Source organism: Mesorhizobium sp. AD1-1 (genome assembly GCF_020164655.1).
Taxonomy (GTDB): Bacteria; Pseudomonadota; Alphaproteobacteria; order Rhizobiales; family Rhizobiaceae; genus Mesorhizobium; species Mesorhizobium ciceri.
Genome location: NZ_JAIUGP010000004.1, coordinates 206871 through 222459, shown reverse-complemented (window position 1 = coordinate 222459; position 15589 = coordinate 206871). Strand labels below are relative to the sequence as shown.

At 63.7% G+C, this 15589-nt stretch carries 12 protein-coding genes; 3 read left to right on the top strand and 9 right to left on the bottom strand.

The genetic code is table 11. The features are described 5' to 3' along the window. Positions 1 to 17: 17 nt before the first annotated feature. The 7 genes from LB519_RS10730 to LB519_RS10700 form a co-directional block, all read right to left on the bottom strand. Positions 18 to 2045 carry a CocE/NonD family hydrolase gene (locus LB519_RS10730; RefSeq protein WP_224619872.1) on the bottom strand — a complete coding sequence of 676 codons (2028 nt, stop codon included), beginning with the start codon at positions 2043 to 2045 and terminating at the stop codon, positions 18 to 20. Between the two features lie 48 nt (positions 2046 to 2093). Beyond that, positions 2094 to 3068, bottom strand: a complete 975-nt coding sequence (locus LB519_RS10725) for an ABC transporter ATP-binding protein (RefSeq protein WP_013533007.1) — start codon at positions 3066 to 3068, stop codon at positions 2094 to 2096. Beyond that, complete coding sequence (locus tag LB519_RS10720; RefSeq protein WP_032809696.1) at positions 3065 to 4048, bottom strand: ABC transporter ATP-binding protein; 984 nt, start codon at positions 4046 to 4048, stop codon at positions 3065 to 3067. The genes LB519_RS10725 and LB519_RS10720 overlap by 4 nt, the downstream gene beginning before the upstream one ends. Continuing rightward, a complete protein-coding gene (locus tag LB519_RS10715) occupies positions 4045 to 4890 on the bottom strand; it encodes an ABC transporter permease (RefSeq protein WP_224619870.1) in 846 nt (281 codons plus the stop codon). The genes LB519_RS10720 and LB519_RS10715 overlap by 4 nt, the downstream gene beginning before the upstream one ends. Before the next feature lie 22 nt (positions 4891 to 4912). Then, positions 4913 to 5860, bottom strand: coding sequence for an ABC transporter permease (locus LB519_RS10710; RefSeq protein WP_224619869.1), 948 nt, complete (start codon positions 5858 to 5860; stop codon positions 4913 to 4915). A 52-nt stretch (positions 5861 to 5912) separates the two neighbouring features. Beyond that, complete coding sequence (locus tag LB519_RS10705) at positions 5913 to 7472, bottom strand: ABC transporter substrate-binding protein (protein ID WP_224619859.1); 1560 nt, start codon at positions 7470 to 7472, stop codon at positions 5913 to 5915. Positions 7473 to 7784: 312 nt separating this feature from the next. After that, on the bottom strand, positions 7785 to 8777 hold the full coding sequence (locus tag LB519_RS10700; RefSeq protein WP_082826414.1) for a dipeptidase: 993 nt from the start codon (positions 8775 to 8777) through the stop codon (positions 7785 to 7787). A 195-nt stretch (positions 8778 to 8972) separates the two neighbouring features. On the opposite strand from LB519_RS10700, the gene LB519_RS10695 reads away from it, so the two are divergent. Next, a complete protein-coding gene (locus LB519_RS10695; RefSeq protein WP_224619850.1) occupies positions 8973 to 10244 on the top strand; it encodes an NAD(P)/FAD-dependent oxidoreductase in 1272 nt (423 codons plus the stop codon). Between the two features lie 3 nt (positions 10245 to 10247). On the opposite strand, the gene LB519_RS10690 is transcribed toward LB519_RS10695, so the two are convergent. After that, a complete protein-coding gene (locus LB519_RS10690) occupies positions 10248 to 11165 on the bottom strand; it encodes a LysR family transcriptional regulator (RefSeq protein ID WP_063167557.1) in 918 nt (305 codons plus the stop codon). A 128-nt stretch (positions 11166 to 11293) separates the two neighbouring features. Between LB519_RS10690 and LB519_RS10685 the strand changes: the two genes are divergently transcribed. Both LB519_RS10685 and LB519_RS10680 read left to right on the top strand, forming a co-directional pair. Further along, a complete protein-coding gene (locus LB519_RS10685; RefSeq protein WP_224619849.1) occupies positions 11294 to 12631 on the top strand; it encodes an aromatic ring-hydroxylating oxygenase subunit alpha in 1338 nt (445 codons plus the stop codon). An 84-nt stretch (positions 12632 to 12715) separates the two neighbouring features. Continuing rightward, complete coding sequence (locus LB519_RS10680) at positions 12716 to 14362, top strand: acetolactate synthase large subunit (RefSeq protein ID WP_224619847.1); 1647 nt, start codon at positions 12716 to 12718, stop codon at positions 14360 to 14362. Positions 14363 to 14410: 48 nt separating this feature from the next. On the opposite strand, the gene LB519_RS10675 is transcribed toward LB519_RS10680, so the two are convergent. Continuing rightward, complete coding sequence (locus LB519_RS10675) at positions 14411 to 15559, bottom strand: substrate-binding protein (RefSeq protein WP_411909240.1); 1149 nt, start codon at positions 15557 to 15559, stop codon at positions 14411 to 14413. Positions 15560 to 15589: the final 30 nt, after the last annotated feature.

The following is a 15589-nucleotide window of genomic DNA, read 5'->3' as shown; positions in this document are numbered from 1 at the left end:
TTGCCAATCGCCGCCGCTCAGTTGAGATCGCGCCGATACTCCTTGACCTCGCTGCGGTCGACGATCCGCTCGTCTCCGTCATGGGCAGTGATGTGGGTCTCGATCCGCCAGACGTCGCGCAGCGCGCGCACCGTCGCCGTCACTGAAAGGCGCGCCTGCCAGTCGCCGCGGCCATAGGATTTTTCCCAGGTGCAGGTGCCGACCGCCGAGGTCGGGTCGTCGGGGTGAATGGAGAACCGGTCGACATGCTTCGCTGAAAGGACGATTCCCGTATGCGGATGCCGCACCGTGCCGCCATCATTGACGACTTGGTAGACGGTCTCGCTGGTGACCTGGTCTGTCGAAACCGAGCGCTGAAAACCGTCGCCCTTGGCCAGAACCTCCTGCTCCATCGGCGCGGCGCTTTCCGGAGTCAGGAAGGCCCCCAGCGTGTCGTCCAGCTTCTGCGGCGCGCGCACCGGCAGGATCAGCCGGCTGTCCCCGCAATGGATCGACAGCGTCGCCTGCTCGGCGGTCGGAAAGACGATCGGCCAATGCGATGTCGCCAGTGCCAGCCGGATACGCTCGCCAGCCTCGAAACGCTGCCCGCAACAGCGCAGCTTGATGCGGACGGTCTCCGCCCGGCCCGGCACCATGGGTACGATGTCCAGATCATCGTTGCGATGGCTCAGATTGAGGATGCCGTAGCTGACGCGCGAGGCAGCACCTTCCGGGAACACTTGCGACAGCGTGGCGGACAGAAGCGCAACCGGCTTGTCGGAGGAGAGCTTGACCTCGAATTCGGGAAAACCGAGGATCTCGACCGCTTCGGTCAACGGCGCCGTCTCGAAGATCAGGGCATTGCCTTCTTCCGTGCGTTGGTCGACCGGCAAGGTCGGCATGACGCCATAACCGCACCAGGCGCCGGACGACAGGCCGGCCGTCTGCGGCGATGAAATCTCCAGGATCGTGTCTTCGCCCCTGGCCTCGCTCAGCACATGCGGCGCAAGGTTCAGCACCTTTTCGCCGATTCCCGGCCCCGGCCATGCCGGCTCCGCGACCCAGCGGCCGGGTCGCTCGTCATAGATCGCTGCCGGCCGTGCGGGATCTTGAATCCAGGCGCGCAGCATCGGCTCGTCGGCAATGCCGGTGTTTATGCCCTTGAGATATTGATCCCACCAGCGCAGGCACTCCTGCAGGAAGCCGATGCGCGGTCCCGGCATGGCGAAGTGCGGATATTTATGGCCCCAGGGTCCAATCAGCCCTTTACGGGGACCGCTTAGCTTTTCCAGCATCCGGAAGATCGGATTGGGATAACCGTCGGCCCAGCCGCCGACGGCGTAGACCGGGATTTCGACATCGGAATATTCCTCGCAGATCGAACCGTGCTTGTAGAAATCGTCGCGGCGCTGGTGTTCAAACCAGTCCTGCATCCAGATGCCATTGCCATTCAGCCGTTGTTTCCAAAGATCGCGCCAGCGGTCGCCGACAATGAGCGGGTCGGGCGGGGTCATGGCGATGGCCCAGGCGGTGGTTCCCCACATCAGATTGTCGCACATCATCGCGCCGCCGAGATAATGCACGTCGTCGTTATAGCGGTCGTCGGTCGAGCACAGCGAAACGACGGCTTTCAGCGCCGGCGGCCGGCGGGCCGCGACCTGCAGCCCGTTGAAGCCGCCCCAGCTGATGCCGATCATGCCGACGCTTCCCGAGCACCAGGATTGCCTCGCCAGCCATTCGATGACCACCAGGCAGTCATCCTGCTCCTGCTTCAGATACTCACCCTTGCACAGCCCTTCGCTGTCGCCCGAGCCGCGCATATCGACCCGCACGCCGGCATAGCCGTGACCGGCGAAATAGGGATGCGTCAGCGCATCGCGCTCCACCGTTCCGTCACGCTTGCGATAGGGCAAATATTCGAGGATCGCCGGCACGGGATCGCTCTCCGCGTCTTCCGGCAGCCAGACACGCGCCGCCAGCTTGACGCCATCCGGCATCGGAATCCACAAATTCTCGATCTCGCGGATTTTGCGCGGGAAATCGGTGACGATGCGGATATCTTGCATGGCGGCTCCTCTCAACGCCCCGGCCGACACTTGCGCCGGTGGCGATCCTTATGTGTTCAGCGGGAAATGGCAGGTCAGACGGCTGTCGCCGACCGAGGCCGGGACGGGGACATCCAGCGCGCAACGGCCCTCGGCCTGCGGGCAGCGTGTGTGAAACTCGCAGCCTGAGGGGCGCGCCAGCAAGGACGGAACGTCAGCCGGCAGCGTGATGCGCTGATGCACCCTGTCGGGATCAGGCTCGGGATTGGCGGAGAGAAGGGCCGCCGTATAGGGATGATGCGGGGCGCGGAAGATCGCTTCGGTTTCGCCCTGCTCGACGAAGCGCCCGAGATACATCACCGCCATGCGGTCGGCGATCTGGCGCACGACATGCAGGTTGTGGGTGATGATCAGCATCGACAGGCCCATGCGGTCGCGCAGGTCGTTGAGCAGGTTCAGCACCTCTCCCTGCACGGAGACGTCGAGGCCGGCGGTCGGCTCGTCGGCGACGACCAGCACCGGGTCCAGCGCAATCGCCCGCGCTACGCCGACGCGGCGCGCCTGGCCGCCAGATAGCTGGTGCGGGTAGCGGTCGGCGAAATCGCGCGGCAGCCCGACCAGCGCAAGAAGCCGTGTGACTTCAGCGTTGAGATCGCGATCCGACAAACCGTGGATGACGAAAGGCTCCGACAGCAGCGAGCGCACGCTGAGCCGCGGCGACAGCGATCCGACCGGATCCTGGAACATCATCGGCATGCGCCGCCGCACCGGTTTCATCGCGGCGTTGGACAGGCCTTGCAGTTCCTGTCCTTCGAACACGATCGTGCCTGCTTTCACCGGCTGAAGACCGTTGAGGGTGCGCGCCAGCGTCGTCTTGCCCGAGCCGGATTCGCCGACCAGCGCGAAGGTGCTGCCTCGTTGAAGCGTGAAGCTGACGCCGGAGACCGCTTCGATTTCGGTGGCCCGCCCCGCGAGCCTGGCGGACAGGCCGCCAACCCGGAACGAGACGCGCAGGTCGCTGACACGGAGCAGGTCTTCGTTCATGCGCTCATGGCCCCCAGTGGAACGTCCGAGTGCCAGCAATGGGCGATATGAGATCCGCCGACAGGGGCGCTGGGAGGCGTCGTCAGGCATTGGGCGTCGGCGCGATCGCAGCGCGGCTGGAAGACGCAGCCGCTTGGTCGGCGGCGCAGGTCCGGCAAGGTCCCGGCAATCGTCGGCAGCCGGGACACACGCTGCGACAGCCGGGCGGGATCGCAGGCCAGCAGCTTCTGCGTGTAGGGATGGCGGGCGTCGTGGAAGATCTCGCGGGTCGTGCCGCTTTCCACCACCTCGCCGGCATACATCACGATCATCTCGTCGCAGAGTTCGGCGATCACGCCCAGATGATGCGAGATGAACAGCACCGAGCAGCCGATGTCGCGCTGCAGATCCTTGAGCAGTTCGATGGTGGCCACCTCCAGCGTCGCATCGAGCGCCGTGGTCGGCTCGTCGGCGATCAGCAGCGCTGGCTCCATCATCAGCGCCATGGCGATGGCGATGCGCTGCTTCATGCCGCCGGAGAATTCGTGCGGAAACTGCGTCAGCCGGCTTTCCGGATCGGGAATGCGAACCTTGCGCAGCATGGCGACCGAGCGCGCATCCTTGTCCCGCTTCGACAGACCCGAGCGATACTGGATGTCGCGCATCTGCCGCCCCACCGACAGCACCGGGTTGAGCGCACCCATCGGGTCCTGGAAAACGGTGGCGATCCTTTGCCCGCGCAGGCCGCGCATCGCGGTGGGGTCGAGCCGGGCAAGGTTCTTGTCGCCCTCGAAGATGATCTCGCCCGATAATATCTCGCCATTGTCGGCGAGCAGGCCGAGAATGGCGTTGATGAGCGTCGACTTCCCGCAGCCGGATTCGCCGACCACGCCAACGCTGCGGTTGGCCGGCACGGAAAAACTCACCTGCTTCAGCGCCTCCAGTCGCCCACTCTCGGTGTGGAAGGCGACGCTCAGATCCTTGATCGCGAGAACCGTCATGACCGCCCCTTCAGCCGGGGATCGAAGAGGTCGCGCAGCGTCTCGCCGAAGAAGGTGAAGCCGAGTGTGGTCAGCACGATGGGCAGGCCGCCGGCAATCACGATCCAGTAGGAATCGCGGATGTTGGCAAAGCCGTCATTGAGGATCGCGCCCCAGCTCGGCGTTGGCGGCCGCACGCCGAGCCCGAGGAAGCTCATGCCGGCCTCGATCGCCACCACCACGGGAATGTCCATCGATATCAGGATCAGGATCGGGCCGATGATGTTGGGCAGGATATGGACGCGCAGGATACGGCCGGCACTGGCGCCCATCGAGCGCGCCGCCATGACATGTTCGGCCGACTTCAGCACCAGCGTCTGCGTCCTGATGATGCGGGCATAGCCCGGCACATTGACCAGCATCACCACCAGCACCACCGCATAGAGCGAGGGGCCGAACAGGGTGACCAGCGTCAGCGCCAGCATGACGGTGGGAAAGCTCTTCACGGCGTCGAAGATCAGCAGCAGCACATTGTCGAGCCAGCGCGGCCCATAGCCGGCGATCAGCCCGAGCACCACGCCGACGACCAGCGACACCGCTGTCGCGCCCAGCGCGATCAAGAGCGCGACGCGCCCGCCATAGAGCACCCGGGTCAGAAGATCACGGCCGAGGTGGTCGGTGCCGAGCAGATGCAGCAGGCTCGGCGAAGCGAAGCGTTCGGCCGGCGATATCTTGCTCGGCGCAAAGCTGGTCAGCGCGCTGGCAAACACCGCCGACAGCACCACCAGCGTCACCAGCGTCAGGCCGACGGCGCCGAGCGGCTCGCGCATGATGCCGCGCACGGTGCGCCACAATCCGGACAACCGGCTGGCGCCGGAAGACAGCTCAGTTGAAACTTGATCTGACACGGGGATCCAAGATACCGACGAGGATGTCGGCTGCTACGTTGACGAGGACGAAGAAGACCGTGGTGACCAGCACGGCTCCGGAGACGATGGGATAGTTGCGCACCGAGATCGCCTCATAGACCAGCTTGCCGATGCCGGGGCGGGCGAAGACGATTTCGGCGAAAACGGAAGACGACAGCATGTGGCCGATACCGACGCCGAGCAGGGTGATCGTTGGCAGCACGGCAATGCGCAGCGCATAGGTGTAGACGATCCTGTTTTCGGTCAGGCCGAAGGCGCGCGCCGTGCGGATATGGCTGGCCTCCAGCGTCTCCAGCATCGAGGCGCGCACCATGCGCGAGATGTAGCCGATCCAGCCAAGTCCGACCGCCAGCGACGGCAGGATGAGATGCTGGAGCCGGCTGGCGAGGTCGCCCGGTTCGCCGGCGCCGATCGCCGGCAGCCATTGCAGTGCGACCGCGAACACCAGCAGCGAATAGATGGCGACGACGAAGGACGGCACGGCGATCATCGCCACCGAAAGAACCCCGATCACCTGATCGACAAAGCCGCCTCGGCGCACCGCGGCGATACAGCCAAGCGGGATGCCAAGCGCCACCGACCAGGTGATGCCGCCGACCACCAGCGCCAGCGTGAACGGAAGCTGCTCGATCACCACGTCCAGCACCGGCCGGTTCGACAGAACCTCGGTGCCCAGGTCACCGCGCAGGACCGATCCGTAGAAGTGCAGGAACTGCCGCCACACCGGCTGGTCGAGGCCCATGCGTACGCGCAGCGCCTCCATCATCTCCGGCGTCGCGCGTGGCCCCAGCGCGACGGAGGCCGGGTCGCCGGGAATGAGGTAGACCATGGCGAACATCATCATCATAGCGACGCTGATGATGATGGCGCCAAGCCACAGACGCTTGAGGGCGTAGCGGATCATTTTCGGTACCTGTCGGACGGTCTTTGGTGGGGGCGAGCCCCGCCCGCCGACATCATGCCGGTTTGAAGTCGGTGAACACGGGTTCGCCGTTCGGCTTCAGGCCGGCCACAAGCGTGTCTCGATTCATGATGCCGGTGACCTCATGCGTCAGGAAAACGTAGTTGCCGTTCTCCTCCATCAGGTCCTGCAGCTTCTTGTAGATGACATCGCGTTTCGCCGGGTCGAGCTCGACCATGCCTTCGGCATTGAGCTTGTCGAATTCCTCGCTGGAAAACCGCTCCCAGTTCCAGACGCCGATCTGGTCGCGGGTGAACCAGGCAGTCGCCCAGCTCGGATCCGGCTGCATGGAGAAGCGGCTGATGATCATCTGCAGCTTCTTCCAGTAGTCGCCTTCCTTAGCGCCAAGCGTCCAGAAGGTGCCGCTGTCGTTCTGCTTGATCTCCACGGTGAGGCCGACATCCTGCAGGTTCGACTGCACGACCTGCGCCGCGGTCAGGCGCTCGGTCTTGTTGAGGATATCGAGCGTGATGGTCGTGCCGGCCAGCCCCTCCTTGGCGATCATGTCGCGGGCGCGGTCCGGGTCGAAATCGAAGAGGTTCTTCTCACGATGGCCGGGCAGGCCGGGCGCGATGATGCCGGTGGCGGTGGCGGCGGCGCCGAAATAGGCAGCGTCGACCACCGCCTTGCGGTCCACGGCGTACTGAACCGCGCGGCGCATGTTGGGATTGTTGAAGGGAGCGACATCCTGGTTCATGCCAAGCCAGACAAAGGCCAGCGAAGGCTTCTCCACCACTGTCGTCTTCGGCGGCGGCGTCTGCTTCAGGCGCGAGATCGAGGAGACCGCGGTCCAGGTGTAGTCGAGGTCGCCGGCCTCGTAGCCGAGTTCGGCGGTCTTCTCGTCCTCGATCGGATGAATGTGGATTTCCGCGAAGGCACCTTGCTCGTACTTCCAGTCGGGATTGCGGACCAGCACCGTGCGCTGCTTGGGCAGCCATTCCTTCAGGATGTAGGGGCCTGACTGAGCCACCGGCCTGACGCCCATCTTGCCACCGAGCTCGGTGATGGCGCGCTTTGACAGGATGGTGCCGGACGGCGTCGGCAAGGTCGACGTCCACAGCGGCGCGAAGGCTTGTTTCAGGTGGATCAGCCCCGACAGCTTGTCCTTGACCTCGACTTCCTTGAGCGTTGCCCAGTCGCCGGAATAGGGGCTCTTGTTGGCTGGGTCGGCGATGCGTTCGATCGAAAACTTGACGTCTTCGGCCGTCATCTGGCCGTAGCCATCGGTGAAGCCGATATTGTCGCGCAGCTGGAAGGCGACGGTCAGCGGATCGAGCTGCTTGATCGTTTCCGCCGCCATCGGCCGCCAGCCCCAGCTGTCGCCCGGCGTGGTGACGACGAGGCCGGCGAAGATGACGCTGGTGATGTCGCCTTCAGGCGCCGCCAGCCGGAAGCAAGGGTCGAGCGTCTGGATGTCGGCGTAGGAGCGCACCTTGAGGATCGGCCCGTCGCTCGACCAGGAAACTTTTGGATTGACCATTGAGGCGAGGCCGAAAGCGCCGGCTCCGGCGAGCAGGCTGCGGCGCGAAACCCTGGTGTCGGCTAGAATGGACATGCTCTACCCCTCAGCTGTTTTCGTTGTCTTGTTTTCAGGCCGCAGGCCATTCTCCAAGCCGGGCCGAATGTGTCGGTCCGCTAAAACTGCTAATAATAGACATCTATGTCTAGCGAAAATTTTGCCGGCACGTCCGAATCTTGGATACGGACGATCTTGCGGAAAATCTCGACATCTGTTCCGACCGCCGCCGGCGCGTCGACTTGGGCAAGTCACGGGCGGAATGTGATCGCGCAGACGATATGGCCTGGCCCGCCATTCGGTGGGGCCTGGATCAAGAGCTGTAGCGGAGATAGGCCTCTCGGCCGCCGCTCACTTCCAGATTTCAGCCGCCAGGCGCATGAAATTGCCGCCCAGGACATCGCGCACGGTCTGCTCGGACTGGCCGCGGCGCAGAAGAACCTCGGTCAGTTCGCGCATCTGACCTGGAGCCGCGTAGGTCGTCGCCCCCTCCGGATATTCGCTCTTGGGCCAGAATTGCGGATTGTCGGAAATGATGCGGTCGATACCTTTGACATCAACCGGAAAGGCGTAGTCCAGTCCGATGCCGACATGATTTGGGCCAGCCAGGTCGACGAGATATTCGATGTGGTCAGCCAGCCTGTCCGAGTCCGTGCGTCCCTCTCCCAGGAAACGATTGAGCCCGACGATCGCGACGATGCCGCCGGTGCGCGCGCAGGCCTTGATCTGCTCGTCGGTGATATTGCGGCCATGGCCGCACAAGGCCTTGGCGTTGGAGTGCGAGAAGATGACCGGCCGGTTGGAGTATTCCATCACCTCCATCGAGGTGCGATAGCCGGTGTGGGTGACGTCGACGAACATGCCGAGACGGTTCATCTCGTCGATGACCTCGCGGCCGAACGCCGTCAGGCTGGTCTCGACATCGTGGCAACCGCCGCCGGCCAGATTGTTCCTGTTGTACGCAAACAGGATCTGGCGGACGCCCAGATGGTGATAGAACTCGACCATCTCGACGCGGCCGTCGAGCGCGTTCATGCCCTCGATGTCGAAGGTGATCGCCAGTTTGCCTTCAAGCTTGGCCTTGCGGATTTCCGCGACGGAGGAGACCAGCGTGTAGTGCTCGGGATTGGCAAGAATCCAGTGGCGGAAATTTGCGAGCGTCCGCACGGTCTGCTCCCAGGGCAACAGGTCGAAGCCGACATCGATCGACAGATAGTCGATGCCGGCGTCGCGCCAGATCTGCAGGTTGTTCAGGTCCGCCGCCGGGTCCGGCATGAAGCCGGAATGCGCGTCCCATATGATTTCACTGTCGAAAATGGCCTGGGCGGCTGTCGAAACGCTCACTTTTTCCTCGCTCTCTCGGCGACACAACACAACGGAAAGCCGGATCAAGCGGCGTTCCGGACGTGTGATCCAGATGCAGTGCGCATCAAGTATCAGGCCACAGACACATGTGTCTAGACAGTCCGGGACGAGCCTGTATGGTCGCCGTCGCTGTATGTCGCTCCGACCGGAACATCGGCAAAAGGGAGAACAAAGATGAGTTCAAACGGAAGCCATGGCGGCAGCGATAGCAGGCATATCGCGGTGATTGGCGGCGGCATCATCGGCTGCAGCGCGGCTTTCCATCTGCTGCGGTCCGGCGTGCGCCGGGTGACGGTCATCGATGCCGGCCAGCCGGGTGCCGCAACCACAAGCGCCGGTGCTGGCTTCGTCTCCCATTGGTCCGCCGGCATGATCCCGCTCGGTGAAGAGGGCTTTCAGCTGCAGCAATATGGCCTCGATTTCTATCGCAGGCTACACGAGGTCCGCGTCGAGATTGGTTATCGGCCAAACGGCACCTTGATCATGGCGCTGACCGAGGACGGGCGCGAACGCTTCGTCCGCCCGGTGCTGGATTCTCCCTATGCGCCGCCGGAAATGCAGGACCTGGATGCCGTGCAGATCGGGCAGAAGATGCAGGGTCTCATCGATCCGGCCCGGGTCCATTCGGCGGCCTACAATCCGCATGGCATCCAGCTCGACACCAAGCTGGCGATGGGGGTGCTGACCGGCCAGACCAGCGAGCTCGGCGGCGTCTTCCGCAGCAACACACGCGTGACTGCCGTCCATGATGCCGGCGACCGGGTGACGATCGAGACCGACCAGGGCGGTCTTGAGGCTGATGGCGTGATTGTTGCCGCCGGCGCCTGGAACAACCAGGTCCTGTCAGGCCTTGGCTGGCAGTTGCCGCTGCTGCGCGTCGTTGCAACGCGCATCGTCACCGACGACCGTGGGCTGCCATCGACCATTCCCACCGTCCAGTGCCGCGAATTGCGGCTGTGGCTGCGCGAGACATTCGGCGCCGTCATGTGGGGAACCGGCCGGCACTACAAACCTCTCTACAAGACGAACGACAGCGAAATCGAACCCGGCCAGCCGCACAATATCGGGCTGATGCAGGAAACCTCCGAGCAGGAGCTTGCCGAGTTGCAGACGGTGTTCCCGCCGCTGCGCGGTTCGAGGATCGCGAGCTGGGCGCAAGGCGTGCCGTGCTACACGCCCGACAACAACCTTATCGTCGGCAAAGTCCCCGGCAGCGACAATATCGTGGTCGTCGGTGGCGACAATGAGAGCGGCGTCACCCATGGGCCGGGTCTTGGCCGGCTCTCTTGCGAACTGGTTCTCGGGCAGACCCCGTTCGTTTCCGCCGAGCGGTTCCGTGTCGACCGCTACGCATCCGATGCTTTCAAGTCGGAAGCTGAAATCGAAGCCGCCATGCCGGTCTGGGGCGCGCGTCACGAGGCGTCGCGGTTTGGTCGCGAGGCCTGATCGTCAGCTGCCCCCGGCGCTTGCCTGCAAGCTGTCGCCGACGCTGCCGAGCAGCGCCTGCGCCACCGCCCTGACAACCGGGCCGGCGTTCTTCCTCATGACGATGTGGAAGGAGCCGGCGTGGCGCCGCGAGGTCTTGGTCAGCCGGACGAGCTGGCCGCGGCGCAGATGCTCGTCGGCAAATCCCGCCCAGGCGAGCGCCGCGCCGCGCCCGGCGATGGTTTCGTGTATCATCGACATGTAGCCGGTGAACCGAGGTCCGTCGAGTTTCCGGTCGGTTCCGACCCACGATTGCCAACTGTCGATCGCGCCCGGCGGCGTCACCTGATGCAGCAGCGGCACTGCCAGGAAAGCCTCAGGCTCTTCCGAGGCGAGCGCCGGATAACGCGCCAGGAACGCGGGCGCGCAAACCGGGAACCACTCACCCTCGAGCAGTTTTTCGGTCACGAAGTCGGGCCATTGCCCGGCTTCGCCGAAACGGATCGACAATGCCACTTCAGGCTGGTCGAAATCCCTGTAGTCGGTGGATGTCTGCAGCAGCACCCGGCCATCGGCAACCTGCGATGTGATGAGGCCGAAGCGCGGCATCAGCCATGCCTGCGCGAAGTCGTGGCTGCAGCCGACCACGAATGTATCGCTGTCGTGCGCGGTCAAATCCTCGACCGCTTGCCTGATGGTGCCGAGACCCTCGCGGATCGCTTCGGCCAGCGTGTTGCCGGCCCCGGTGACGGCGACGCGGTTGCCTCTGCGCGTGAACAGCTCGACCGACAGCTGGCGCTCGAGATTGGCGACATGCCTGCTGACCGCCGATTGTGCGATGTTGAGCTCCTGTGCGGCCAGCGTCAGCCCGCCATGCCTGGCGGCAGCCTCGAAGACGACCATGGCGTTCAGCAGGGGAAGCGATGTCTTGAGGGTTTTCACGATCCAAACCTGCTTTCATGCCTTTTCGATATGAAGGTCTATCATTTCTGTATTTGCTGCAAGCCTTTCCGCATCGCACACTCTATCGAAACGTCATTCGAACGCCAGCGAGCAGAAAGGTGTTTGCCGTGCAGGCCTACACATCGAACAGCCAGCCTATCGACAGAAGCGAGACCGTCAGGCTGATCGACCGGCAACGTCCGGACTGGTCGCTGGAACAGGCCTTCTACGCGGCCCCTGCCATCTTCGCGCTGGAACGGGACTTGTGGTTTCCGCGTCAATGGATGCTTGTCGCCCATGCCAGCGAGGTCCCAGAAAAGGGCCGCTTCATCGTGCGCCAGCTTTTCGACGAGGAGATCATCGTCGTGCGCTTCGACGACGGCGAGGAGGACATCGCGGCCTACTACAATGTCTGCACCCATCGCGGCTCGCGGCTCTGCGCCAAGGATGGTCGCGGCAAGCTTCTGGTCTGCCCCTACCATGCCTGGTCGTTCAGGCTGACCGGCGAGTTGCAGTCACGGCAGGATCTACCGGAAAGCGTCGATCCGGAAGCGCTGGGACTGCACCGCGTGCCCTGCAAGCATTTCGGCGGCCTCGTGTTCTGCGGCCTCGATGCCAATTCGCTGCCCGACATCCAGCCTGTCGCGGACGGGCTGACCGGCGGCTTGCGCGAAAACGGCCTTGACCGCGCACGCATCGTCGCGCGCAAGAACTATCTCACCAAGGCGAACTGGAAGCTGGTGCTCGAGAACTTCCTCGAATGCTATCACTGCCGGCCGGCCCACCCCGAATATTACCGCGTCAACGGCCATGTCAAAGTGACCGCGACCCGCGACGCCGACAAGGCGGTCGAGTGGCAGAATGAAATCGAGGCCTGGCACAGCGTCATCGGCGATGCCGAGTTCCACAAGGGCGCGTGGCAGGCTGGCGACCTCGACACGATGCCGTTTGCCATGCACCGCAAGCCGATCGGATCTGGCCGCAACACGCTGTCCAATACGGGCGAGGGGGTCTCATGCCTGATGGGCGGCCGTCACGCCTATGATGGTGGCGAAAGCGGCTTCCGCCTCGGACGCCTGTCGTTTGCAAGTGCTGCCAATGATTATGTCACGCTGTTCCAGATGATACCGCGCAACGCCATGGAAACAGACGTCATCCTGACATGGCTCGTCGACAAGGATGCCGATAACGACGTCGACGCCGATGCGATCAGCTGGATGTGGGACGTCACCACGGTGCAGGACAAGAAGATCACCGAGGACAATGCCGACGGCATCATGTCGCGCGCCTACCGGCCTGGTCCCTATACGCCGCTGGAAAGCCAGACCTCGTTCTTCGTGCAGACCTATCTGTCAGAACTGCGTTCGCTGATCACCGGCACGCGCGGCGCACCGCTCAGCCAGTGGTCTGCACCGAAGGAACTTTTCGCCTCGCCGAAAGCGGCGAGCTGCAACACGCGCCGCTGACCCGCAGCCGAAGATGCCTCTTTGAGGCGTCGCATTCCGATGCCATATGAAGGTGGCCGACGGAATGTTGCGGGAGAGGTGGTCATGACCAAAGGTTCGGATCTGTTCGTCGCGGCCCTCGAGAACGAAGGGGTCGAGCGGATTTTCGGCATTCCGGGCGAAGAAAATCTCGACATCGTCGAATCCATCCGCCGCTCCTCGATCCAGCTGATCCTGACCCGCCACGAGCAGGCAGCCGCTTTCATGGCCGCCACCTATGGCAGGCTTACCGGCAAGCCGGGTGTGTGCATCACCACGCTTGGCCCGGGCGCGCTCAACCTTTCGACCGGTTCGGCCTATGCGCTGCTCGGCGCGATGCCGATGATCATGATCACCGGCCAGAAAGGCATCCTGTCATCCCGGCAGGCGCGCTTCCAGATCGTCGACATCGTCGCGGCGATGAAGCCGCTGACCAAGCTGTCGCGTCAGATCGTCTCGCCGAAGATGATCCCCTCGTTGGTTCGCGAAGCTTTCCGTGTCGCCCAGGAAGAGCGTCCCGGCCCCGTACATCTTGAATTGCCGGAAGACATTGCGGCGGCCGAGTGTGAACCGGTAGCACTCGTGCCAACGCATCCGGTCGAACTGCCGCTGGCCAGCCCGGGCGCGCTTGATCGCGCCGCCCGTATGATCATGGAAGCCAGGCGTCCGCTGCTGATGTTTGGTGCGGCGGCGTCGCGACCGCGCGTGACTCCCGATGTCGCCCAGTTCGTGCTGCGGACGCAAATTCCCTATTTCACCACGCAGATGGGCAAGGGCACCGTGCCTGGCGGCACGGAGCTCTATATGGGAACGGCAGCCCTTTCGGAGCGCGACTATGTGCACGAGGCCATCGAACAGGCCGATCTGATCATCACCGTCGGTCACGACACGGTGGAGAAGCCGCCCTTCATCATGGGGGCGAAGGGGCCGAAGGTCATTCATGTCGGCTATCATTCAGCCGATGTCGAGCAGGTCTATTTCCCGCAAGCCGAAATCGTCGGCGACCTCGGTCCTTCGCTGGCGCTGCTGGCCGACCGCATCGAGGGCAAGATCCCCAATGCACAGGCCTTGTTGCCGCTGCGGGAAGGCATTCTGAGCCGAATCGCCGCGCGCGCCACCGAAGATCGCTTCACACCGCAGCGCATCGTGCACGATGTCCGCGCCGTGATGCCGGCGGATGGGATCCTCGCCCTCGACAATGGCATGTACAAGATCTGGTTCGCGCGCAACTACCGCACCCGCATGGCAAACACGATCCTGCTCGACAATGCGCTGGCCACCATGGGCGCGGGCCTGCCGTCGGCGATGATGGCAGCACTGCTCTATCCGCAGCGCCGTGTCATGGCCATCTGTGGCGACGGCGGCTTCATGATGAACAGCCAGGAACTGGAGACCGCCGTCAGGCTCAAGCTCAACCTCGTCGTTCTGCTGCTCGAAGACCATGCCTATGGCATGATCCGCTGGAAGCAGGCGGTCGACGAATTCCCGGATTTCGGCATGACCTTCGGCAATCCCGATTTCGTCAGATATGCCGAGGCCTATGGCGCCAGGGGGACCAGGGTTACGGAGATCGCCGACTTGCGGCCGGCGCTGGAACAGGCCTTCACCGGCGGCGGCGTGCACCTCGTCGTCGTGCCCATCGACTATTCCGAAAACACCAGGGTGCTCGTCGACGAACTGCGCGAGCGGCTGCCGGCGCCGCAGACGCCCTGACGGCGGCAAAGCCGCCGTCAGGATTGCCTGGAGCCGTTGCCGGAGCTCCTACAGCTTGCAGTAAGGGGTGACCGGCGCGATCGTCCCGAAATCCTTGGCGATCTCATAGCTGATGCCGTCTGCGGCCGCCTTGCCGACATAGGAATGGCAGAGCGTGTGGTTGTTGCTGGCATCGACCCGGATCTTGCCTTGCGGCGCGTCGAACTCGATCGTCGGCAGCGCCTTGAGCACATCATCGTCATTCAGCGATCCGGCCTTCTCGGCGGCCAGGGCGTAGAGATGCAGGCCGTTGTAGCCGGCCTCGCCGATGCCGTTGACCATCTTCTCCTGGCCGAACTTCTCGCGGAAGCTCGCGATGAACTTCTTGTTGACCGGATTGTCGAGCGCCATCCAGTAAGGCTGCGGTGCGTAGGTGCCGGCCGCAACGCCGGGCGGCAGCGCGTCCTTGTTGAACACCTCGTCGAGCGGCGCGATCAGCGGCTGCTTGATGTCGAAAGAGCGATACTGCTTGAGCTGCGTGACCGCGTCATTGCCGACCACCATCGACCACACGACGTCGGGCTTCAGCGACTTGATCTTCTGGAATGCAGGGCCGAAATCCGTTGTGCCGAACGGATAATAGTCGGCGCCGATGATCTTGCCGCCGGCCTTCTCATAGGCTGCCGTGATCGCCTCGGTCATCTTCTGCGGCCAGGCATAGTCGGAGGCCATGACGTAGATGGTCTTGCCGAGCGTCTCGGCCACCCATGGCATCATCGGGTCGACTTGCTGCATCGGGATCGGGCCGGTGGCGACGAAGTAGCGGTTGCATTCGCCGCCTTCGAAATTGGTCGGGTAGAAGAACAGCTTCTTGGCCTTCGAGGTCACCGACAGCGTAGCACTTCGCTCCGGCGAAATGATCGTGCCCATGACCACGTCGACCTTGTCTTCGTTGATGAGCTTGCGCGCCTTGTCGATGGAACCCTTGGTCGTGGTCTGGTTGTCCTCGATGAACAACTCGACCTGGCGCCCGCCAATGCCATTGGCGGCGTTCAGTTCGGCGGCGGCGAGCTTGTAGCAATTGAGCAGCGTCTCGCCGAGGATCGCCTGCAGCCCGGTGATCGGGATCGACAGGCCGACCTTGACGGTGTCGGCGGCGCGCAGGATCGACGGCGCACCGATTATGGCGAAAGCGGCCGCGGCGCCGCCGGATTTCAAGACAGTTCTTCTGCTTATCATTGTTGTGTT

Bases quoted from the DNA above. Each gene is read 5' to 3' on its own strand.
- LB519_RS10730 (WP_224619872.1), bottom strand. From the start codon at position 2,045: ATGCAAGATATCCGCATCGTCACCGATTTCCCGCGCAAAATCCGCGAG.
- LB519_RS10725 (WP_013533007.1), bottom strand. From the start codon at position 3,068: ATGAACGAAGACCTGCTCCGTGTCAGCGACCTGCGCGTCTCGTTCCGG.
- LB519_RS10720 (WP_032809696.1), bottom strand. From the start codon at position 4,048: ATGACGGTTCTCGCGATCAAGGATCTGAGCGTCGCCTTCCACACCGAG.
- LB519_RS10710 (WP_224619869.1), bottom strand. From the start codon at position 5,860: ATGATCCGCTACGCCCTCAAGCGTCTGTGGCTTGGCGCCATCATCATC.
- LB519_RS10705 (WP_224619859.1), bottom strand. From the start codon at position 7,472: ATGTCCATTCTAGCCGACACCAGGGTTTCGCGCCGCAGCCTGCTCGCC.
- LB519_RS10695 (WP_224619850.1), top strand. From the start codon at position 8,973: ATGAGTTCAAACGGAAGCCATGGCGGCAGCGATAGCAGGCATATCGCG.
- LB519_RS10680 (WP_224619847.1), top strand. From the start codon at position 12,716: ATGACCAAAGGTTCGGATCTGTTCGTCGCGGCCCTCGAGAACGAAGGG.